The sequence below is a fragment of the Micromonospora sp. CA-111912 genome, assembly GCF_050948415.1.
Taxonomy (GTDB): domain Bacteria; phylum Actinomycetota; class Actinomycetes; order Mycobacteriales; family Micromonosporaceae; genus Micromonospora.
Window position 1 is genome coordinate 6,882,216 of record NZ_CP192007.1, and the last position, 20,337, is coordinate 6,902,552.

Sequence of the window (20,337 nt, forward strand, 5' to 3'; positions counted from 1 at the left end):
CACCCGCCGGGCGCCGCCTACCGCCTGTCGGGTGAGGTCGAGGCGGGTAGCGTCGGACGCGGCTGCGAGCCTGGTGCCTCGCGGGGCGGGCGGTGGATCAGCAGACCGGCCAGCACCGCCCCGGCCAGCAGCCCGCCGGCGCACCAGAGCAGCGCGCCCCGGAACGCGTCGGTCAGCGCCGCCTTCTGCTCGTACCCGGTGCCGCTGAGGCCGACCAGCAGGGGCAGCGCGGCCACCGCGAGCAGACCGCCGGCCCGGGACGCCGCGTTGTTGAACCCGCTGGCCACCCCCGCGAACCGGTCCGCCACGGCGGCCAGCACCGAGGCGGTCAGCGGCGCCACCACCAGGGTCAGGCCCAGGCCGAAGAGGGTCACCCCGGGCAGCACGTCCGTCCAGTACGACGCGCCCGGTCGCACCCCGCGCAGCAGCAGCAGGCCGATCGCGGCCACCACCGGGCCCACGGTCAGCGGCAGCCGGGGGCCGATCCTGGCCGACAGCGCTCCGGCGCGGGACGAGCCGACCAGTAGCAGGACCGTCATGGGGACGGTGGCCAGGCCGGTGAGCAGCGCCGACCAGCCCACCACGTTCTGCAGGTACACGGCGAGGAAGAAGGTGAACCCGCCCAGCGCCGCGTACACCATCACCGTGAAGACGTTCAGCACCGAGAAGAGCCGGCTGCCGAACAAGGCGGTGGGCAGCATGGCGGTGTCGCCCCGGCGCCGTTCCACCAGCACGAACGCGACGGCGGCGAGCACCCCGACCAGCGCCGACGCCAACACCGGCAGCGAACCGCCCCGGGCCGGCGCGTCGATCAGGGCGTACGTGACGCCGCCCAGGCCGAGCGCGCCGAGCAGCGCGCCGGCCACGTCGAACCGCCGCCGCCCGGCCCCGGTACGCGAGGCGTCCTCGTCGCGGCTCTCCGGCACCCAGCGCAGCGCGGCCAGCACCACCGGCAGGGCCAGCGGCAGGTTGATGAAGAAGATCCACCGCCAGGACAGGGCGTCGATCAGCCAGCCCCCGACGAGCGGGCCGAGCGCGGTGGAGACCCCGGCCAACCCGGACCATGCCCCGATCGCCCGGCCCCGGTCGTCGGGGTGAAAGCTGGACTGGATGACCGACAGCGAGCCGGGGGTGAGCAGCGCACCCCCGACGCCCTGGAGGAACCTGGCCGCGACCAGCCAGCCGGTGCCCTGGGCCAGGCCGCACAGCGCGGAGGCGACGGCGAACCAGACGACCCCGATCAGGAACACCCGCCGCCGCCCGAACCGGTCGCCGAGCGCCCCGCCGAGCAGCACGAACGCGGCCAGCATGAGCAGGTACCCGTTGACAGTCCACTGGAGACCGGCCACCGTGGCGCCGAGTTCCGTGCCGAGGCGGGGAAGGGCCACGTTGACCACGGTGCTGTCCAGGAAGACCATGCCGGAGGCGAGAATCGCGGCGAGCAGCGTCCCCCGGGCGGCGGGGGTGCCCATCCGGAGCGCGGGCGTGGGTGCGGATTCGGTCACGGGTATCCATCCTCCTCCGGTCGATTTGCCGGACGCCACGATTCATGGAAACGGTGCCGGGGTACTGTGCGCAATCGCCGGGAGCCCGCAAGCTGGAGAGGTGTCGTCTGTGCGAACCAGATCAGGATGTCGTGTGGCCGGGGCTGCCGTGCTTGCCGCGGCGCTCGCCCTCGTGGCCGCCGGCTGCTCGGCTGTCGACGAGCCCGAGGCCCCGCCCAGTGGCGGCGGCGGCAACGTCAGCGAGCAGTTGGGCCAGCTGACCGTCGCCAGCGCCGGCTCGATGAAGGGCTACAGCCGCGACCACTTCCCGCACTGGCGGGACACCGGCAAGAACTGCGACGTGCGGGACAGCGTCCTCAAGCGCGACGGTAAGGACATCCGGCTCTCCGGCTGCAACGTCGTCGCCGGCCACTGGGAGAGCGTGTACGACGGCCGGGTCTTCACCGACCCCTCGGACGTGGACATCGACCACACCGTGCCGCTGGCCAACGCGTGGCGCTCGGGGGCGGACGAGTGGGACGACGCCAAGCGGGGCGACTTCGCGAACGATCTCACGAGACCGCAGCTCTTCGCGGTTTCCGCCTCCTCCAACCGGGCAAAGGGTGACCAGGACCCGTCCCAGTGGAAGCCGGCGAACCGATCGTACTGGTGCAAGTACGCCGAGAACTGGGTGACGGTCAAGCACCACTGGCGGCTGACGGTGACCAGTGCCGAGAAGGCCGCCCTGACCGACATGCTGGAGGGCTGCACATGGGCGAGCAAGCCGTGACCGGGGCCGGAACGAGCGAGGGTGCCACCACGGCCGGGATGATCGCGGACGGCGCCCCGACGGGTCCGGCCGACGTCTCGGGCGCCGGCATGTCCGCCGACGCGGGGGCCACCAGCGCCGCGGCGTCCCCACCCACGGGCGCTCCGGCCGGCGGCGGGGCGCAGAACCGTACCGCCGATGTCGTCCCCGGCCCGGGCGGCGTGATGACCGACGAGGCCGGCGTGGTGACCGGTGAACTGACCCTGCGCACGGAGTACGCCGACGGCCAGGTCGTCCTCCGCGTGCAGTACCGGGAGGCCGACGAGTGGTACGTCGTGACCGGCGGGACGGCCCCGCTGGCCGACCCGGCCGGGCTGGACGCCGTACACACGATCGCGGTCGGCCTGCTCAACCGCCCGGAGGGCTGACCTGGCCGGGGCCCCCGCGACGCGAGCCGCGCCGACAAGGGCCCCTCGCTCACACGTACGAGCCGGGCTCGGTGGGAGCGGAGACGACGGCCGGGGCCGCGCCCTCGTCCTCGGGCCGGACGATCTGCACGCTCACCTTGTGCGGGCGCAGCTCGCCGCTGGCGATCTGCTCCGCGAAGTGGCAGGCGACCCGGCTGCCGCCGATGTCCCGCAGCGCCGGCCGCTCGTCGGCGCAGCGGGTGGGCTGGGCCCACGGGCAGCGGGTGTGGAACCGGCAGCCCGACGGCGGGTTGGCCGGCGACGGCAGGTCCCCGGCGAGCAGGATCCGCTCCCGCCGGTCCTCCACGTCCGGGTCCGGCACCGGCACGGCCGACATCAGCGCCCGGGTGTACGGGTGCAGCGGCTCGCTGTACAGCCGGTCGCTCGGCGCCTCCTCGACCAGCGCGCCCAAATACATCACGCCGACCACGTCGGAGATGTGCTTGACCACGGCAAGGTCGTGGGCGATGAACAGGTAGGTCAGGCCGAGGTTGTCCTGAAGCTCGTCGAGCAGGTTCACCACCTGGGCCTGGATGGAGACGTCCAGGGCGGAGACCGGCTCGTCGGCGACGATCAGCTCGGGGCCGAGCACCAGGGCCCGGGCGATGCCGATGCGCTGCCGCTGGCCACCGGAGAACTCGTGCGGGTACCGGGACAGCGCCCAGCGGGGCAGCCCCACCGCGTCGAGGGTCTCGCCGATGATCCGCCGCCGGTCGTCCCGATCGGTCCCGATGCCGTGGGTCTGCAACCCCTCGACCAGGATCGACTCGACGTTCTGCCGGGGGTCCAGGCTCGACATCGGGTCCTGGAAGATCATCTGCATCCGGCGGCGCATGGTGCGCAGCTTCCCGGCCGGGAGCGTGGTCAGCTCGACGCCGTCGAAGCGGACCTCGCCGGCGGTGGGCGGGGTGAGCTGGAGCAGGGCCCGGCCGAGCGTGGACTTGCCGCAGCCGGACTCGCCGACCAGTCCGTACGTCTTCCCGCGCGGGATGTTCAGGTCGACCCCGTCGACCGCCTTGACGTGGCCCACCACCCGGTCGAGGAGGATTCCCCGCTTGATCGGGAAGTGCACCTTCAGGTCGCGGACCTCGACGAGGATGTCGCTCTCGGTCACGGCTTCTCCTCCTCGCGCGGGGCGGGCACCGAACCCGCGGTCGCGTCGTCGGCCGCCGCACGGGCGGCGGCACCGGCCGCCGGGGCGGTCGCGGCCCGGCCGCCGGTGACGCCCGGGGGCACGGTGCCCGGGACCGGAGCCGGGTTGAGGCACCGGTAGCTGCGGCCATCGTGGGCGAGCACCAGCTCCGGCGGCTCCCCCACGCACTCGTCGATGCGGCGGGCGCAGCGTGGGGCGAAGGCGCAGCCGTCCGGCCAGGCCAGCAGATCCCGGACCGAGCCGGGGATCGGGTTCAGCCGCTCGCCACGCCCGGCGTCCAGGCGCGGCACCGAGCCGAGCAGACCCACCGTGTACGGGTGCCGCGGCTCGCGGAACAGCGGGCGGCGGCGGGCCGTCTCCACCACCCGGCCCCCGTACAGCACGTTGATCGTCTCGCACATGCCGGCGACCACCCCCAGGTCGTGGGTGATCATCACGAGCGCGGTGCCGGAGTCCCGGACCAGGTCCTTGAGCAGCTCCAGGATCTGCGCCTGGATGGTGACGTCCAGCGCGGTGGTCGGCTCGTCGGCGATCAGCAGCCGGGGCTGGCAGGCCACCGCCATGGCGATCAGGGCGCGCTGCCGCATGCCGCCGGAGAGCTGGTGCGGGTACTCCTTGAGCCGGCGGCGCGGGTCGGGGATGCCGACCCGATCGAGCAGGTCGGCGGCCTCCTTCTTGGCAGCCTCACCCCTCATCCCCCGGTGCCGGGTCAGCACCTCGGTCACCTGCAACCCGATCGGGATCACCGGGTTCAGCGAAGAGAGCGGATCCTGGAAGATCATCGCGACGTCCCGGCCCCGGATGTCCCGGCGGGACCGGTCGTCGAGCTGGAGCAGGTCCGTGCCGTCGAAGACCGCCTTGCCGCCGACCCGCAGGCCGGGCTGCTTGGGCAGCAGGCCCATGATGGCCAACGAGGTGACGCTCTTGCCGCAGCCGGACTCGCCGACCAGGCCGACCACCTCGCCGGCGTCGACCGCAAAGGACACTCCGTCGACGGCGTGCACGGTGCGTTGACCGCGCCGGGCGAACGTGACGGAGAGGTCGTCCACTTCGAGCAGTGCCATTACCGACCTTCCGTTCGCGACTGCGGGGCTCGCAAGCTCACTCCTCGCGCTTCACACACGACAGCCGGCCTACTTCCGCAGCTTCGGGTCGAGGGCCTCGCGCATTGCCTCGCCGAGCAGGGTGAAACCGAGCGCGGTGACGATGATCGCGAGGGCGGGCAGGACGGCCAGCCGGGGCGCGGCGTCGAGGTAGCGCTGCGCGTCGGCGAGCATGACGCCCCACTCCGGGATGGACGCGTCGTTGTTGCCGAGACCGAGGAAGGAGAGCGCGGCGGCCTCGATGATCGCGGTGGCCAGGGTCAGCGTCGCCTGGACGATCACCGGGGCGAGCGAGTTCGGCACCACGTGGGTCAGCGCGATCTTCGGCTTCTTCACGCCCAGCGACGTCGCGGCCAGCACGTAGTCGCTGTTGGCCTGGGAGATCATCGAGCCGCGCAGCAGCCGGGCGAAGACCGGCACGGAGACCACGCCGACCGCGATCATCACGGTGGTCAGACCGGAGCCGAGCAGCGCGGCGATGCTGATCGCGAGCAGCAGGCTCGGCATGGCCAGCAGCATGTCGACGAAGCGCATGATGGCGTTGTCGAGGGCCCGGCCCCACTTGCCGCCGAGACCGGCCGCGGCGCCGGCGACGCCGCCGAGCATCGACCCGACGGCCAGCCCGATCAGGGTGGAGATGATGCCGACCAGCAGGGTCTGCCGGGCACCGACGATCATCCGGCTGAACTCGTCGCGGCCGATGTGGTCGACGCCGAACCAGTTCTCCGCTCGGGGGCCCGGGAAGTAGCCGATGTTGTCCCGGATCTCGCCCTTCCAGAGCTGGGCGTCCGCCGGGTGCGGGACCAGGAACGGCCCGACGATGGCGACCAGCAGGAACAGGCCCAGGATCACCGCGCCGACGATGGCGGCCGGGTTGCGCCGCAGCCGGCGGAACGCCTCCTGCCAGAGGCTCACGCCGCGCTCGTCGTCCCGGGCGGCCAACTCGGCGAGCCGGTCGATCTTCTCGCGCTTCTTGCCGCTGATGGCCGTCATCGCACCCTCACCCTCGGGTCGATCACGCTGTATGAGAGGTCCACCAGGAGGTTCACCAGCACGTACACCACCGCGATGATCAGGATGAAGCCCATCAGGACGGGATAGTCGCGCTGGCCGATCGCCTCGGCGACGAACGCCCCGATGCCGCTGAAGGCGAAGACGGTCTCGGTCAGCACCGCGCCGGAGAGCAGGCCGCCGGTGAGCAGGCCGATCGAGGTGACCACGGGCAGCATGGCGTTGCGCAGCACGTGCCGGCGGCGGACCGTGTTCTCGGTCAGGCCCTTGGCCTCGGCCGTGCGGACGAAGTCCTCGTTGAGCACCTCCAGCACGCTGGCCCGGGTGATCCGGACGATGATCGCCAGGGGGATGCTGGCCAGCGCGAGACCCGGCAGCACCAGGTGCCAGAGCGCGTCGGCGGCGGCGTCCCACTCCCGGGTCATCAGCCCGTCGAAGACGAAGAAGTTGGTGATCCGGGTCGCCCCGAGGGTCGGATCCTGCCGGCCGCTGGACGGGAACCAGCCGAGGTTCTCCGAGAAGATCGCCTTCAGCACGTACGCCAGGAAGAAGACCGGGATGCAGATGCCGATCAGCGACCCGCCGACCGAGAGGTGGTCGAGCATCCGGCCCCGACGGCGGGCGGCCAGGTAGCCCAGCGGGATGCCGATCCCGATGGCGATCACCATGGCCATCACGGTCAGCTCGACGGTGCCCGGGAACCGCTCGACGAACTCGGTGACGACCGAGCGCTTGGTGGAGGTCGAGGTGCCCAGGTCCAGCTTGATCAGCCGCCGGACGAACCGGCCGTACTGGATCAGGATCGGCTCGTCGAGACCGAAGTTGCGGCGGATGGCGGCGCGCATCTCCGGCGTGCCGCGCTCACCCAGGATGGCGGTCTCGGGGCCGCCCGGCAGCCGGCGCAGCCAGATGAACAGCAGGAGGGAGAGCCCGATCAGCGTCGGTATGAGCTGCAGCAGGCGTCTGACGATGAACCGGAACACGGCGGCCTCGGAAGGGTGTGCGGAGGGGTGCGGGCGGGTGCCGTGGTAACAGCACCCGCCCGCGTTCGTTGCGTCAGATCAGGACTTGAACTCGGCGGTAGCGAACCGCTCGTCGGTGAGCGGGCTCGCCTTGATCCCGGTCACGTCCTTGCCGAACACGATCGCCGGCGGCGAGTGCGAGATCGGCACACCCGGCACGAGCTCCATGATGGCCTTGTTCAGAGCCTTGTACTTCTCCACCCGGGCCGCCTGGTCGGCGGTGGTGTCCGCGTCCTTGAACTGGTCGAACAGGGCCTTGTCGGTGAAGCCCCACTCGTCCTTCGGCCGGTCGAAGAAGGTGCCGATGAAGTTGTAGGCGTCGCCGTAGTCACCGGTCCAGCCGAGGAAGTGGATGTCGTGCTTGTTGCCCGAGGTGGTGGCGTTCAGGTAGTCCGGGCTCCACTTGAGCGGGATGGCCTCGACCTTGATGCCGACTGCCTTGAGGTCCGCCGAGAGCAGCTCGAAGATGTCCTTCGGGTTCGGCATGTACGGCCGGGTGACCTCGGTCGGGTAGTGGAACCGCAGGGTCAGGTTCGACGCGCCGGCCTCGGCCAGCAGCGACTTGGCCTTCTCCGGGTTGTAGTCGTACTTGGCCACGTCGCCGTTGAAGCCCTCGACCGTGTCCGGCATGAAGTTCACGCCGACCTTGGCGCCCGGGGGCAGCTTCGAGTCGACCAGCGCCTGGCGGTTGAGCGCGTACGCGATCGCCTGGCGAACCTTGACGTCGGCGAGCTTCGGGTTCCCCTTCTGGTTGATCGCCAGGTAGAGGACGTTGAACGCCGGGCGGGTGAGCATGTTGAAGCCCTCGGACTTCAGCGGCTCGACGTCGGCCGGGCCAACCAGGTCGTAGCCCTGGATGTCGCCGGAGCGCAGCGCCTGCTTGCGCGCGTTCTCGTCCGAGATGGTCTTGTAGATCAGGGTCTTCAGCTTGGCCTTGTTGCCGTAGTAGTCGTCGTTGCGCTCGATGGTGAGCGTCTTGTTGGCGACGTCCCAGGCCTTGAACTTGAACGGGCCGGTGCCGGTCGGGTGCTCCATCGCGTACGCCGGGTACTTGATGTCCTCGGCGGTGCCACCCACGTTGCTGGCGTCGTACTGCTCCAGCGCCTTCGGGCTGTGGATGGAGAACGAGGGCAGCATCAGCGCGGCCGGGACCTTGCTGGAGACCCGGGTGAACGCCAGGTCGACCGTGGTGGCGTCCTTGGCGGTGCACGACTTGAACAGGCTCGGCGGCAGGTCGGCGCTCTCGTTCTTGGCGAACCCGCCCATGACGTCCTGCCAGTACGCGGTCACGTCCGGGCTCTGCATGAGGCCCTTGGCGTTGTACCAGCGGTTGAAGTTCACGCACACGGCGTCGGCGTTGAAGTCGGCGCCGTCGTGGAACTTCACGCCCGAGCGGAGCTTGAACGTCCAGGTGGTGCCGGCTGCGTCCGGGGTCCACGACTCGGCCAGCCCCGGGGTGACCTTGGTGCCACCCTCCTCCGGCCGGACCAGGGTCTCGAAGACCTGACGCGCCACGCGCAGCGACTCGCCGTCGCTGGCGAAGCTGGGGTCGAGGACCTTCGGGTCGCCGGCTACGCCGAAGACCATAGTGTCCTTCTTGCTACCGCCGGAACTGTCATCGCGGTCGCTCTCGGCGCAGCCTGCTACCGCGAGGGCCGCGACCGCGACGGCCGCAATTGCGACCTTCGGCCTGGGTGCACGCATGGGTGCTTCACCTCGTCCTTGGGGGTACGGACAACGTGGTGACAGGGGTCACCGATGGCCGTGACCTTAGCTGCCGTTCGGACCCCCGGGAAACTGCCGGGGAAGCGGTTGGTATCGGATCGTGTCTTAACCGGTGCGCCTCGCACACGGCGGCCCAGCGGGCCGCCACCAAAGGGGCGATTTGTACTGATTCATAGATGCGAACTTGTTACATCGACCGTCGCCCCCGTCCGACCACATGTCAGACACCCCGCAGTTGATCGGGACGCCGGAAGGACCGACGGCCGACACCAGTTTCCCCGGTGCGGCCGTCGGGTGGCCAAGTACGGGTCAGACGGCGCGGCGGCCCTCGAAGGCGCGGCCGAGGGTGATCTCGTCGGCGTACTCCAGGTCGCCGCCGACCGGCAGGCCGCTGGCGAGCCGGGTCACCGCGATGCCCATCGGCTTGACCATCAGCGCCAGGTACGTCGCCGTCGCCTCGCCCTCGGTGTTCGGGTCGGTCGCGAGGATCAACTCGCGCACCGCGCCGCCACTCAGCCGGGTCAGCAGCTCACGGATGCGCAGGTTGTCCGGGCCGATCCCCTCCAGCGGGTTGATCGCCCCACCGAGCACGTGGTAGCGGCCCCGGAACTCGCCGGTCCGCTCGACCGCCACCACGTCCTTCGGCTCCTCGACCACGCAGAGCACCTCGTCGGTGCGGCGCGGGTCCCGGCAGATCCGGCACTGCTCGGACTCGGCGACGTTGTAGCAGGTGGTGCAGAACCGCACCAGATCCTTGACCTTGCGCAGCGCGCCGGCCAGCCGGTTGACGTCGGCCGGGTCCGCCGACAGGACGTGGAAGGCGATCCGCTGGGCGCTCTTCGGGCCGACGCCCGGCAGCCGCCCCAGCTCGTCGATCAGGTCCTGGATGGCACCTTCGTACATCTGGTCGCCGGCTCAGAAACCGGGGAGGCCGAGGCCGCCCGCGCCGCCCGCGACCGGACCCATCTTCTGCTCCGTCAGCACCCGGACCGCCTCGGCGGCGTTGTGCAGCGCGGCGACCACCAGGTCCTCCAGCGTCTCCACGTCCTCCGGGTCGACCGCCTTCGGGTCGATCTTGATGCTCTTGATGTCGCCGGAGCCGGAGACGGTCGCGGTGACGAGGCCGCCGCCTGCGGTGCCGGTCAGCTCTGCCTCGGCCAGCTCGGCCTTGGCCTTGGTGATCTGCTGCTGCATCTTCTGCGCCTGCTTCAGCATCTGCTGCATGTTCGGCTGTCCACCTGGGCGCACGGATGGCTCCTTCTCGCACTCGTCTGCTCGGCCGCGCCCAGCCTAGTCGGGGGCGTGGCCCGTTCTCCGGTACGGGCGACACCCGCGTCAGCGGGCGTCCACCTCGTCGATCTTCTCGGCGCCGAACGCCTCCCGGAGCAGCTGCACCGCCTGCTCCTCGCTGGACTGCCGGGCGGTCCGCTCGTCGATCACCTCGTCCAGCGGCTCGTCGCCCGGGTCGAAGCCCTCATAGGCCGGGGTGGCCGGCGCCGCCGGACCAGGGCGTCCACCGCCGCGCACCGGCCCGTCGTAGTCGGGGTCGTAGGGCGGCTCGCCGGCCCAGTCCGCGTCCGCGGACCGCCGGGCCCCGTTCTGGGTACGCGGACCGCGGCCGGCCGCCGCCGCCCGCGCGGCGGCGATGGCGCTGCTGACCGGTGCGCCGCCCGCACCGCCACCGTTACCGGCGGAGCCGTTGGCCGGCGGGTCGGTCTGCTCCGGGCCCGCGCCCCGAGCCGGTGCGGGGGCGGGCTCACGCGTCGGGACAGCGGGGGCGGGGGTCCGGGGCGGGGCGGTCGCCCCCGCGCCGTCAGCGGGCGGCCCGGCGGGGTCGGTCCCGCCCGGGCGGGCCGCCTCCGGCCAGTCGTCCTCCTGCGTCGCGTTCGCGGCCGGCGCGGCCCCGCCGGGGCGGGCCGGTTCGGGCCACTCCTCGTTCCCACCGGCCGACGTGGCCGGCCCGCTTGGAGCCGCGCCGGCCCGGCCGTCCGGTACGCCGGACGTCGGGCGGGCGGCGGGGGCGGTCGGTGCCTGTGGGGTCGGGCGGGCCGCCGCGGGAGCCGCCGCCCGAGGGCCGCCGCCGCCCCGCTCGCCGGAGACCTCGCAGCGGATCTGCCAACGCCCGCCGAACTCCTCGTAGAGGGCGTCGGTGAGCACCTGAGCATGGTCGGACATCATCTTGGCCAGCACCGTCGACTTCACGGTCAGCAGCAGCACGTCGCCGTCCAACTCCCGGACCACCGCGTCCCGCATCAGCGCCGCGATCCGCTTGTTGGTCCGGTTGACCTTGCCGACGACGTCCGGCCACGCCCGACGCACCGCCACGGCGTCCAGCGCGCCCGGGGCAGCCGCGCCGGGACGGGGCGGGGCGGGGGTGCCCGGGTCGGGCATGACCGCCTCCGGCGGGACCTCCCGCCGAGGCGCGACCGGGGCGGCCGGAGCCGCCGACACGGGAGCGACGGGCGGAGGCGGGCCACCCGCCGGGGCGGCGGACGCCGCCGCCGGCGCGGACGGCGCGGCAGCCGTGGGCGGGGTGGCCGGCTCGGGGCGTACCGCAGCGGTGGGGGCGACCGGCGCGGGGCCGGCGGCGGCCGGCGGCGGCTCGGTGCCGCCGAGGGTGAGTCGGCGTTCCATCCGCTCCAGGCGCTGGAGCAGGGCACCGGTCGAGTCGTCCGCGCCCGGCAGCAGCATCCGGGCGCAGATCAGCTCCAGCAGCAGCCGGGGCGCGGTGGTGCCGCGCATGTCCACCAGGCCGTTGTGCACGATGTCGGCGCACCGGGACAGGGTGGCCGGGCCGAGCCGCTGGGCCTGGGCGGTCATCCGCTCGATCTCGTCGGCCGGCCCGTCGATCAGGCCCTTGGTGGCGGCGTCGGGCACCTGCTGGAGCACGATCAGGTCGCGCAGCCGCTCCAGCAGGTCCGAGGCGAACCGGCGCGGGTCGTGCCCGGCCTCGGCCACCCGGTCCACGGTCGCGTACGCGGCAGCGCCGTCCCCGGCGGCCAGCGCGTCGCACATCTCGTCGATCAGCGCCGAGTCGGTGACGCCGAGCAGCGCGGCGGCCCGGGCGTAGCTGACCCCCTCCGGACCCGCGCCGGCGATGAGCTGGTCGAGCACGGAGAGGCTGTCCCGGGCGCTGCCGCCACCGGCGCGCACGACCAGGGGGAAGACCGCCGGGTCGACGGTGGCTCCCTCGGCCTCGCAGAGCTGCTCAAGGTATGGCCGGAGCACCTTCGGCGGGATCAGCCGGAACGGGTAGTGGTGGGTCCGCGACTTGATCGTGCCGAGGACCTTCTCCGGCTCGGTCGTGGCGAAGATGAACTTGACGTACTCCGGGGGCTCCTCGACCAGCTTGAGCAGGGCGTTGAAGCCGGCCGACGAGACCATGTGCGCCTCGTCGATGACGTAGATCTTGAACCGGCTGTGGGCCGGCGCGAAGAACGCCTTCTCGCGCAGCTCCCGGGCGTCGTCGACGCCGCCGTGGCTGGCCGCGTCGATCTCCAGCACGTCGATGGAGCCGCCGTCGGTGGCCAGCGAGCGGCAGGACTCGCACTGCCCGCACGGCTCCGGGGTGGGGCCCTGCTCACAGTTCAGCGAGCGGGCCAGGATGCGGGCGCTGGAGGTCTTGCCGCAGCCACGCGGGCCGGAGAAGAGGTACGCGTGGTTGAGCCGCCCGCTGCGCAGCGCCTGCGACAGCGGCTCGGTGACGTGCTCCTGCCCGATGATCTCGGCGAAGGTGCGCGGCCGGTACTTGCGGTAGAGCGCCAGTGCCACCCGTCCCGCCTCCTCTCGACCGAGCCATTCTGCGCCGGTCGGGCACGCGTGACCACCCACCACCCCGTGACCCTGACCTCGGGTACGGTACCGGCGCCCGGAGACAAAAAGGCCTCCCGTGCACCCGGCAGAGCTCGCTTATCCTTGCTGCCTTCCGGCCCTGGGGAGGTTCACGAGATACCGCCGCACGGGAGGTGAGACCCACCCTACCCGACCGCTGGTCGATCTTCGGGGGGTGGTGGGGTGGTGGGGCCGCGACGGACCTGTATCCTGTCCCACGGAGGATTCGCCTAGAGGCCTAGGGCGCACGCTTGGAAAGCGTGTTGGGTTTACACCCTCACGAGTTCGAATCTCGTATCCTCCGCTCGCTGAGCAGCACAAACGCTGGGCCGATCCCCTCACCGGATCGGCCCAGCGTTGTCTGTGTCGGGAAGCACTTGAGCCTGGCCAGGGCCCGCTCGACCTGGGCACGTGCCGTCCGGCGCCGCGCGTCCAGGCCGGCCTGCCGGTCGGGCAGCCCACTGCCGTCGCGGGCCTCGCGGTACGGATGATCACCGAATAGGTACAGGGATGGCAGCAAGCGACTGCGGCCATCCCTGTCAGCTACGGGTTCAGCAGGTGGTGTTGCGGGCCGGAACCCAACCGTCCAGTGACGGATCCTCGGCGCCATGGCCGTAGACCCAGGAGTCGGCGTCGATGGCCCAGACCTGACCGTGCCAGCGGAATCCACGCCCGGCCGTCAGGGTGCGCAGCACAAAGCCGCTCTGGGGCGCGGCGCGGAGCCAGGTGTTTTCCCTGAGGTTGCAGACAATGCCCCACGCGTCGCTGGCCGAGGCTGGCGTGGCTACCACGCCCGTACCGGTAATAACGACAGTCATGGCCGTCAGCGCATGCAGAAGTCGGCGTTTCACTCGTGTCCTTCCGTGTGAGCAGTGACAATTTTTTATCACGGTCAATATACAAACGGCCCGCGTAGTGGTCGCGCTCGCGCTCGCCTGGTCTGCTCCAAGCAGCGCGAACGCGAGTGGCCGCTACCTCGTCAACGGCTCCTGACGTCAGACTGCGCACACCCGGTACCTTCCGGGGCAGCGCCGGCGCTCCACCCCCGGTCGCACACATGTTCCATCCACAGGCTGTGGACACCGGAGGGGTCCGATGAGTTACCAGCTCAGCGCCGTCGTCGCCGACGTCGAGCTGCTCCGCGAGCAGACCGCCGACCTGGATCACGCGGTGCTCGCCGCGCTGCGCCAGGACTTCGCGCTGCTGCCGGTCACCCCGCAGCTCGTCGAGGAGCTGACCGGGGCGCTGCCGGACTTCGTCGTGGACGGGCCCGGTCCCGGCCAGCCGTTCGAGCTGGTGCTCTCGCCGGCCCTGAACGCGCTGTTCGCCGGGTGGTCGCGGCTCGGGCCGGTGGCGTACCTGGAGGCCGGGTTCTCCGGCGGCGTCGGCCGCCAGGCGTCGGTGGTCTGGCTGGCCGGCGCGGTGAGCTGGGGGCCGCACTTCGACGACGTGCTGGGCTCCCCGCGCGAGCAGTGGCCGTTGAACGCCGCGCTGGTCCGCCTCGGCGCGGAGCCGGGCCGGTGGATCGACCCGTTCGCCGAGCTGGGCCTGCACCTGGAGCGGAACACCGACGGCTGGCTGATCCACGGCCGGCGCGGACTGACCGCCGACTACTGGGACGAGCTGGCCGAGGAATGGGAAATCAGGGAATCCGCCGATCGGCAGCAACCTGAGCGCCCCGGTCCCGTTGGGGAGTGGGGGATTCCATGAGATTGCGACAATTCGTTTTCATTGCGACACTACTGGCGGCTGCCTCGATTGCCGGCAGCGGCGCATGTCCACAGGGGCCGATCGAGGTCGGCGGCGACCTTCGCCCGCCCGACCCGCCGTCCGGCGCCGGCCGCTCGGCCCGTCCCGCAGAGGTCGTCAACCTGCGCGGGCTGCGCAATGTCGAATTCGGCGACACCGGGGCGGACCTGACCCGGCGCGGCATACTCCGCGCCGAGGTCGACGCGTGCGGGCCGACGCTCGCCGGGCACGAGGAGACCAGCCCGGTCTTCGTCGACGACCGGCTGGTGCTGCTCTGGCTCGACGACCCGGTCCGCACCCCGGAGGGCGTCACCGTCGGCACACCCGTCGACCAGGTCGGGGCCCGCTACGCGCGGGTCAGCCGGCTGGTCGCTCCACACGGGACGTACCGGTTCGACGGCCTGCTGGCCCGACGCGGCGACCGCGCGTACCTCTTCCTGCACGACGGCCGCACGGTCCGGAAGATCATCGCGGGGTACGCCAACTGGGCCCGCCGCCTCTTCGCCGAGGGCCACGGCCCCTGCTGAGCCGGGCGACCGCCCGCCCGGCGTGAGGGCGTACCCGATCACGGGTTGTGCGCCACGGCGGCGGACGGTAAAGACGACGCATGCGTCGGGTAACCACGGTCGTCCTCACGGTGGTCTGCGTGACCCTGCTGGGGGTCGTCACCAACGTCGCCACGGGGGTGCTGCCCGGCCGCTGGTCCCCGTACCTGTGGATCGCCTGGCCGTTGCTCGCCTTCGTGGCCACGGCGCTGACGGTGGTCGAGATCCGCCGGGCCCGCGAACCCGGTCCGGTCGGCGGCGCGAGCGCGGCGCGGGCCCGCCGGGTGCTGCTCGACCGGGTACGCCGCTACTGGATCACCAGCGTGCTGGACCGCTCGCTGCACGTGGAGGCTCGGCTCCAACTGGGCATCACAGCGTCCGCCGACGACCGCCGGTACCCGTGGACGCTGCGGGCCAGCCGCCGGGACGGCTTCACCGGCGTCCTCGACGACCGGACGTCGGTCGCCGCGCTCTTCGAGCGACTTGACCGGGCCATGGTGATCCTCGGGGCGCCCGGGGCCGGCAAGACGACCACGCTGCTCGAACTCGCGCGGGAGTTGCTCGACGGGGCCGAGGTGGACCGGGACGCGCCCGTCCCGGTGGTCCTGAACCTCTCGTCGTGGGCGACGCGCCGCCAGCCCCTCGCCCAGTGGCTCGCCGAACAGCTCACCGAGCGGTACGGGTTACCGTCGGCCCAGGCCGCGGCCTGGGTCGCGGCCGGCGAGATCCTGCCCCTGCTCGACGGCCTCGACGAGGTGGTCGAGGCGCGCCGCGACGAATGCGTGGCGGCGATCGCCGCGTTCCACGCCCAGCAGCCCCTCACCCCGATCGCCCTCTGCTGCCGTTCGGTGGAGTACCAGAGGCTCCGGACCAGCCTGCCCGTCTACGGAACCGTGACGATCGAGCCGCTGACCCGGCCGCAGATCGAGCGACACCTGGACCGGTCCGGGCCCGCCCTCGCCGGCCTGCGGGCCGCCCTCGCGGCGGACGAGGAGTTGTGGGAGTTCACCGGGTCGCCGCTGCTGCTCAGCATCATGGCGCTGGCGTACGCCGACGGTCCCGGCCCGGAGACCGGCACCGGCAGCCGGCGGAACCGGCTCTTCGCCCGGTACACCGAGACCATGCTGCGGCACCGGCCGCACGCCGGCTACCTTCCCGAGCAGGCCACCCGGTACCTCTCGCTGCTCGGCAGCAAGATGCGCGAACGGCAGCAATCCATCTTCGTCCTGGACCTGGTGGCACCGGACTGGTCGCGGAACTGGCCGCGTAGGGACGCCGACCGGCTCAGCCGGACCGCGTCCAGCTTCGCCGTGGGCCTGCTGGTCGCTCTCTGCGGCGCGCTGCTGGTCGGCTGGCCCGGCGTCACCGCCGGCCCGGTGGCCGCCGTCGTGACTGCGCTCGGCCTCAGGTTCGGCGAGTACGACAACCTCACCCTGATCGCGCGGTGGGGACGACGGCCCGAGGGCCGTCGTGCGATCCGGGTCAACTGGCTGACCGACACGGCCGAGGAGTTCACGGAGATCCTGTACAAGCCGGCCGTCGGCGGACCGATCGCCGCCTGCACGCTCGCGGTCGGGGCGGTCTTCGGCCTCTCCGGCGGCTGGGTGGGCCTGCTCACCGGCCTGGCGTACTGGATCGGTTTCGCGTTGGCCGCGCTGCTCGCCCTGGGCGTCGGCAACACCGTGGCGTTCCACCTCTACGTCGTGGGGCCTCCCGGGGGCGCCCCTCGCCGCGAGATCCCGAGCCCCGCGCTGCGCCAGCGGCTCCGCTTCGCCCTCCGCGTGGCACCCGCCCTCGGCGTGATCACCGGCGCCCCGGCCGGGGTGCTCGTCACCTGGCCACGGACCGACGCCGACGGCGTCCGGTACGGCCTGCTCGTCGGGACGGCTGCGGCGCTGTACCTGCTGGTGTTCGTCGCGGTCGGGCCGATCGTGGAGCAGTGGCTGGTCCGCCGGCAACTCGCCCGCGCCAACGAGCTGCCCCGGCCGCTACGGCCGTTCCTCGACTACGCGGTGCAGTGTCTCTTCCTGCGTGACGTCGGAGACGGGTACATCTTCGTCCACCGGGAGTTGCTCGAGTTCTTCGCGGACCGGGTGCCGGCGGAAACGCTGAGCCCGCTCCGGCCGCCACCCGTCGACAGCATCGCCCTCAAGGATGGCTGAACCGATCCGGAGCCACTGCGGTGCCGGTGCCACTCTGCTGCCAGGCTGAGCCAGATTAGTTGTCCATGGCACCATCCTGTGCCATAGTGGTGCCATGGACCTGACCCCGTACGTGGCCTCTCTCGGTCGTGAGCTGCTGACGGCCGTGGAGACCGGCAATGACAACGACACCGCGTTGATCGAGCGGTTGACCGTGTCGATGGAGTCGGCGATCCGGCTCACCCTGCTCGAAGCACTGTCGGCCGCCGCCGACGAGATCACCAGGGAGCTGGCTCCCGGCTCGGTCCAGGTTCGCCTGCGTGGCCGTGACCCGGAATTCGTCGTGGCACCTCACCAGGTGGAGCAGCCACGGGAAGACCCCACCGACCGGGGCGCGGCGCCGACCGACGATGCCGCGATGGGCTTCGAGGACGGTGCCACGGCGCGCATCAACGTCCGCCTCCCGGAACAGCTCAAGGTCGCGGTCGAGGAAGCGGCCGGCAAGGAGGGCCGATCGGTCAACGCGTGGCTGGTGCGGGCCGCCTCGACCGCGCTGCGCGCCTCGGAGCGCGACCACGGCTCCGACCGGCGCGGCAAGCCCAGTGCGCAGCGCTACACCGGCTGGGCGCGTTAGCCGAGCCCGGCCCCACTTTCCTTTCACGTCCCCTACCAGCGGGGATGCTCTTCCGACTCATCCTGAGGGGACAGCCATGCCTGTTTTCGCCACCCCGGAATCGATCTCCGTCACGATCGATATCTCCGTCGGCAACGTACGGCTCATCGCGAGCGACCGCACCGACACCGTCGTCGAGGTACGGCCGAGCGACGAGTCCGACAACTCCGACGTGGAGGCCGCGCAGCAGACCCGCGTCGAGTACACCAACGGCACGTTGACCGTGCGAGGGCCGAAGGCCCGGGTGTTCGACTTCTCCAAGAAGACCAGGTCGGTCGCCGTGCTCGTCGAACTTCCCACTGGCTCTGCGGTGCACGGTGACGTGTCGGTCGGGGACTTCCACAGCACCGGGATGCTGGGTGAGTGCCGGTTCAAGACGTCCGTCGGTCACTTCCGACTCGACCGGACCGGCCAGCTTCGCCTGGACACCTCCGGTGGCCACATCGCGGTCGACGCGATCGCCGGTAACGCCGAAGTCGCCACCGGCAGCGGACGGGTTCAGATCGGCGAGATCGGCGGGGCCGCCGTCATCAAGAACTCCAACGGCAACACCGACCTCGGCACCGTCACCGGCGAACTGCGGGTGCGTGCGGCCAACGGCGACATCTCCGTCGACCGGGCCGATGCCGGCGTGGAAGCCAAGACCTCCAACGGAACCATTCGCATCGGCGAGGTCACGCGCGGCTCGGTCACGCTGCACACCGCGACCGGCGACCTGGAGATCGGTGTCGCCGCGGGCACCGCCGCCTGGCTCGACCTGAAGACCGGGCACGGGCGAGTGCACAACGCGCTGGACGACATCGCCCGAGGACCGGAGAAGTCCGAGGAGACCGTCGAAGTCCGGGCGAGCTCCTCCTTCGGCGACATCACCGTCCGCCGTTCCTGACCAGACCTCTCGAAGGGGCCTCCCATGACCATGCCAACGGAGTCGGCGATCACGGCGACCGGACTGCGCAGGTCGTTCGGCGACCACGTCGTGCTCGACGGAATCGACCTGAACGTCCCGCGGGGCACCGTCTTCTCGCTGCTCGGCGCGAACGGAGCGGGCAAGACCACCACGGTCAAGATCTTGTCCACGCTGATCCAGGCCGACGGGGGCAGCGCGCGAATCGCGGGCCACGACCTGGCCGCCGAGCCCGACGCGGTCCGCGCCGCGATCGGCGTCACCGGCCAGTTCTCCGCGGTCGACAACCTGCTGACCGGCCAGGAGAACCTGACCCTGATGGCCGACCTGCACCACCTGGGCCGGGCGGCGGGCAGGCGCAGGGTCGCCGAACTGCTCGACCAGTTCGACCTGGTCGACGCGGCCAAAAAGCCGGCCGCGACCTATTCCGGCGGCATGCGCAGGCGGCTCGACCTCGCGATGACCCTGGTCGGCACACCGCAGGTGATCTTCCTCGACGAGCCGACCACCGGGCTGGACCCGCGCAGCCGCCGTGGCATGTGGCAGATCGTGCGGGAGTTGGTCGCCGGTGGCGTCACCATCTTCCTCACCACGCAGTACCTGGAGGAGGCCGACGAACTCGCCGACCGGATCGCGGTACTGGACCACGGCAAGATCGTCGCCGAGGGCACCGCGGACGAACTCAAGCGCCGCATCCCCGGCGGCCACATCCTGCTGCGGTTCGCCGGCCTCGGCGACCTCGAGTCCGCCGTACACGTCGTGGGCCAGGCGTCCCGCGACAGCGACGCGCTCGCCCTGCGGGTGCCGCACGACGGCAGCCTCCGTGCGCTGAAGGCCCTGCTCGACCGGCTTGACGAGAACGCGGTCGAGGTCGACTCGCTGAGCATGCACACCCCCGACCTCGACGACGTCTTCCTCGCCCTCACCGGCAACCCCAGGAACGAAAAGGTGGCAACGCGATGAGCACCATGTCGTACGCACTGACCGACTCGGCGACGATGCTGCGCCGCAACCTCACGCGAATGGTGCGCTATCCGTCCATGACGCTGATGCTCATCGGCATGCCGATCGTCTTCCTGCTGCTGTTCGTCTACGTCCTCGGCGGCACACTCGGCGCCGGGCTCGGCGGCCCCTCCGGCGGACGGGCGGAGTACGTCAACTACGTCACCCCCGCGATCATCCTGATGACGATCACCGCCGCGGTTCAGGGCACCACCATCTCGGTCGCCATGGACATGACCGAGGGCATCGTCGACCGGTTCCGCACCATGGCCATCGCCCGCATTTCCGTCCTGACGGGACACGTCGTCGGCAGCCTCGTCCAGACGATGCTCAGCATCGCAGCGGTCATCGGCGTCGCACTGCTCATCGGCTTCCGGCCGTCGGCAGGTCTCGGCGACTGGCTCGCTCTCACCAGCGTCCTGGTGATGATGGCCTTCGCCTTCATCTGGCTGTCGGTCGCATTCGGTCTGGCCAGCAAGACCGTCGAGTCGTCGAGCAACGTCGGCATGCCGCTGATCCTGCTTCCGTTCCTCGGCAGCGGGTTCGTCCCGACCGACTCGATGCCCACCGCGCTGCGCTGGTTCGCCGAGTACCAGCCGTTCACCCCGCTCATCGAGACCATCCGCGGTCTCCTGATGGGCACCCCGATCGGGAACAGCGCCGTCATCGCCATCGGCTGGTGCGTCGTCATCACCCTCGGCGGCTACCTCTGGTCGAAGAAGCTGTTCAACCGCGAGTCCACCCGATAGATCGAACAA

19 protein-coding genes, 1 tRNA gene and 1 other RNA gene are annotated in these 20,337 nt (G+C 71.5%); 10 read left to right on the plus strand and 11 right to left on the minus strand.

What is annotated here, in order from left to right:
• Positions 1 to 17 precede the first annotated feature (17 nt).
• Entirely contained in the window at positions 18 to 1,472 is a 1,455-nt protein-coding gene (locus ACQPZO_RS29410; RefSeq protein WP_433351332.1) for an MFS transporter, read from the minus strand.
• Between the two features lie 166 nt (positions 1,473 to 1,638).
• Between ACQPZO_RS29410 and ACQPZO_RS29415 the strand changes: the two genes are divergently transcribed.
• Both ACQPZO_RS29415 and ACQPZO_RS29420 read left to right on the plus strand, forming a co-directional pair.
• Positions 1,639 to 2,274 (plus strand): HNH endonuclease family protein, encoded by a 636-nt coding sequence (locus ACQPZO_RS29415; RefSeq protein ID WP_433345331.1) that lies wholly within the window; start codon positions 1,639 to 1,641, stop codon positions 2,272 to 2,274.
• Complete coding sequence (locus ACQPZO_RS29420) at positions 2,256 to 2,681, plus strand: hypothetical protein (protein ID WP_433345333.1); 426 nt, start codon at positions 2,256 to 2,258, stop codon at positions 2,679 to 2,681. Before ACQPZO_RS29415 ends, ACQPZO_RS29420 begins: the two co-directional genes overlap by 19 nt.
• 49 nt (positions 2,682 to 2,730) lie before the next feature.
• On the opposite strand, the gene ACQPZO_RS29425 is transcribed toward ACQPZO_RS29420, so the two are convergent.
• The 9 genes from ACQPZO_RS29425 to ffs form a co-directional block, all read right to left on the minus strand.
• A complete protein-coding gene (locus ACQPZO_RS29425; protein ID WP_433345336.1) occupies positions 2,731 to 3,834 on the minus strand; it encodes an ABC transporter ATP-binding protein in 1,104 nt (367 codons plus the stop codon).
• On the minus strand, positions 3,831 to 4,937 hold the full coding sequence (locus tag ACQPZO_RS29430) for an ABC transporter ATP-binding protein (RefSeq protein ID WP_433345338.1): 1,107 nt from the start codon (positions 4,935 to 4,937) through the stop codon (positions 3,831 to 3,833). Before ACQPZO_RS29430 ends, ACQPZO_RS29425 begins: the two co-directional genes overlap by 4 nt.
• A gap of 69 nt (positions 4,938 to 5,006) precedes the next feature.
• Positions 5,007 to 5,969, minus strand: coding sequence for an ABC transporter permease (locus tag ACQPZO_RS29435; RefSeq protein WP_433345341.1), 963 nt, complete (start codon positions 5,967 to 5,969; stop codon positions 5,007 to 5,009).
• Entirely contained in the window at positions 5,966 to 6,970 is a 1,005-nt protein-coding gene (locus tag ACQPZO_RS29440; RefSeq protein WP_433345343.1) for an ABC transporter permease, read from the minus strand. Before ACQPZO_RS29440 ends, ACQPZO_RS29435 begins: the two co-directional genes overlap by 4 nt.
• Positions 6,971 to 7,048: 78 nt before the next feature.
• Complete coding sequence (locus tag ACQPZO_RS29445; RefSeq protein ID WP_433345345.1) at positions 7,049 to 8,713, minus strand: ABC transporter substrate-binding protein; 1,665 nt, start codon at positions 8,711 to 8,713, stop codon at positions 7,049 to 7,051.
• A 330-nt stretch (positions 8,714 to 9,043) separates the two neighbouring features.
• Positions 9,044 to 9,637: a recombination mediator RecR gene (gene recR, locus ACQPZO_RS29450; protein WP_350881190.1), complete on the minus strand. Its 594-nt coding sequence runs from the start codon at positions 9,635 to 9,637 to the stop codon at positions 9,044 to 9,046.
• Positions 9,638 to 9,649: 12 nt separating this feature from the next.
• Positions 9,650 to 9,958 carry a YbaB/EbfC family nucleoid-associated protein gene (locus ACQPZO_RS29455; RefSeq protein WP_433351334.1) on the minus strand — a complete coding sequence of 103 codons (309 nt, stop codon included), beginning with the start codon at positions 9,956 to 9,958 and terminating at the stop codon, positions 9,650 to 9,652.
• A 111-nt stretch (positions 9,959 to 10,069) separates the two neighbouring features.
• A complete protein-coding gene (locus ACQPZO_RS29460; RefSeq protein ID WP_433345348.1) occupies positions 10,070 to 12,505 on the minus strand; it encodes a DNA polymerase III subunit gamma and tau in 2,436 nt (811 codons plus the stop codon).
• 107 nt (positions 12,506 to 12,612) lie between these two features.
• Positions 12,613 to 12,702: signal recognition particle sRNA small type (ffs, locus tag ACQPZO_RS29465), an RNA gene on the minus strand.
• An 82-nt stretch (positions 12,703 to 12,784) separates the two neighbouring features.
• Between ffs and ACQPZO_RS29470 the strand changes: the two genes are divergently transcribed.
• A tRNA-Ser gene (locus ACQPZO_RS29470) sits at positions 12,785 to 12,869 on the plus strand.
• Between the two features lie 247 nt (positions 12,870 to 13,116).
• Here the strand turns inward: ACQPZO_RS29470 and ACQPZO_RS29475 are convergent.
• The gene (locus ACQPZO_RS29475) at positions 13,117 to 13,416 is read right to left on the minus strand and encodes a hypothetical protein (RefSeq protein ID WP_433345350.1); all 300 of its coding nucleotides are present in this window, start codon (positions 13,414 to 13,416) and stop codon (positions 13,117 to 13,119) included.
• A gap of 244 nt (positions 13,417 to 13,660) precedes the next feature.
• Between ACQPZO_RS29475 and ACQPZO_RS29480 the strand changes: the two genes are divergently transcribed.
• The 7 genes from ACQPZO_RS29480 (at position 13,661) to ACQPZO_RS29510 (ending at position 20,328) form a co-directional block, all read left to right on the plus strand.
• The gene (locus ACQPZO_RS29480) at positions 13,661 to 14,275 is read left to right on the plus strand and encodes a hypothetical protein (RefSeq protein ID WP_433345352.1); all 615 of its coding nucleotides are present in this window, start codon (positions 13,661 to 13,663) and stop codon (positions 14,273 to 14,275) included.
• 32 nt (positions 14,276 to 14,307) lie between these two features.
• Complete coding sequence (locus tag ACQPZO_RS29485; protein ID WP_433351336.1) at positions 14,308 to 14,841, plus strand: hypothetical protein; 534 nt, start codon at positions 14,308 to 14,310, stop codon at positions 14,839 to 14,841.
• A gap of 80 nt (positions 14,842 to 14,921) precedes the next feature.
• Positions 14,922 to 17,021 carry an NACHT domain-containing protein gene (locus tag ACQPZO_RS29490; protein WP_433345354.1) on the plus strand — a complete coding sequence of 700 codons (2,100 nt, stop codon included), beginning with the start codon at positions 14,922 to 14,924 and terminating at the stop codon, positions 17,019 to 17,021.
• A 94-nt stretch (positions 17,022 to 17,115) separates the two neighbouring features.
• Positions 17,116 to 17,634, plus strand: coding sequence for a hypothetical protein (locus tag ACQPZO_RS29495; protein ID WP_433345356.1), 519 nt, complete (start codon positions 17,116 to 17,118; stop codon positions 17,632 to 17,634).
• A gap of 76 nt (positions 17,635 to 17,710) precedes the next feature.
• The gene (locus ACQPZO_RS29500; protein ID WP_433345358.1) at positions 17,711 to 18,559 is read left to right on the plus strand and encodes a DUF4097 family beta strand repeat-containing protein; all 849 of its coding nucleotides are present in this window, start codon (positions 17,711 to 17,713) and stop codon (positions 18,557 to 18,559) included.
• 24 nt (positions 18,560 to 18,583) lie between these two features.
• Complete coding sequence (locus ACQPZO_RS29505) at positions 18,584 to 19,540, plus strand: ATP-binding cassette domain-containing protein (RefSeq protein ID WP_433345360.1); 957 nt, start codon at positions 18,584 to 18,586, stop codon at positions 19,538 to 19,540.
• Complete coding sequence (locus tag ACQPZO_RS29510; RefSeq protein ID WP_433345362.1) at positions 19,537 to 20,328, plus strand: ABC transporter permease; 792 nt, start codon at positions 19,537 to 19,539, stop codon at positions 20,326 to 20,328. The genes ACQPZO_RS29505 and ACQPZO_RS29510 overlap by 4 nt, the downstream gene beginning before the upstream one ends.
• Positions 20,329 to 20,337: the final 9 nt, after the last annotated feature.

What these genes read in the sequence shown, in the direction of transcription:
- ACQPZO_RS29490 (WP_433345354.1), top strand. Translation starts at nt 14,922, where the DNA reads ATGCGTCGGGTAACCACGGTCGTCCTCACGGTGGTCTGCGTGACCCTG.
- ACQPZO_RS29480 (WP_433345352.1), top strand. Translation starts at nt 13,661, where the DNA reads ATGAGTTACCAGCTCAGCGCCGTCGTCGCCGACGTCGAGCTGCTCCGC.
- recR (WP_350881190.1), bottom strand. Translation starts at nt 9,637, where the DNA reads ATGTACGAAGGTGCCATCCAGGACCTGATCGACGAGCTGGGGCGGCTG.
- ACQPZO_RS29420 (WP_433345333.1), top strand. Translation starts at nt 2,256, where the DNA reads ATGGGCGAGCAAGCCGTGACCGGGGCCGGAACGAGCGAGGGTGCCACC.
- ACQPZO_RS29495 (WP_433345356.1), top strand. Translation starts at nt 17,116, where the DNA reads ATGGACCTGACCCCGTACGTGGCCTCTCTCGGTCGTGAGCTGCTGACG.
- ACQPZO_RS29510 (WP_433345362.1), top strand. Translation starts at nt 19,537, where the DNA reads ATGAGCACCATGTCGTACGCACTGACCGACTCGGCGACGATGCTGCGC.
- ACQPZO_RS29430 (WP_433345338.1), bottom strand. Translation starts at nt 4,937, where the DNA reads ATGGCACTGCTCGAAGTGGACGACCTCTCCGTCACGTTCGCCCGGCGC.
- ACQPZO_RS29500 (WP_433345358.1), top strand. Translation starts at nt 17,711, where the DNA reads ATGCCTGTTTTCGCCACCCCGGAATCGATCTCCGTCACGATCGATATC.
- ACQPZO_RS29445 (WP_433345345.1), bottom strand. Translation starts at nt 8,713, where the DNA reads ATGCGTGCACCCAGGCCGAAGGTCGCAATTGCGGCCGTCGCGGTCGCG.
- ACQPZO_RS29505 (WP_433345360.1), top strand. Translation starts at nt 18,584, where the DNA reads ATGACCATGCCAACGGAGTCGGCGATCACGGCGACCGGACTGCGCAGG.
- ACQPZO_RS29455 (WP_433351334.1), bottom strand. Translation starts at nt 9,958, where the DNA reads ATGCAGCAGATGCTGAAGCAGGCGCAGAAGATGCAGCAGCAGATCACC.
- ACQPZO_RS29410 (WP_433351332.1), bottom strand. Translation starts at nt 1,472, where the DNA reads ATGGGCACCCCCGCCGCCCGGGGGACGCTGCTCGCCGCGATTCTCGCC.
- ACQPZO_RS29435 (WP_433345341.1), bottom strand. Translation starts at nt 5,969, where the DNA reads ATGACGGCCATCAGCGGCAAGAAGCGCGAGAAGATCGACCGGCTCGCC.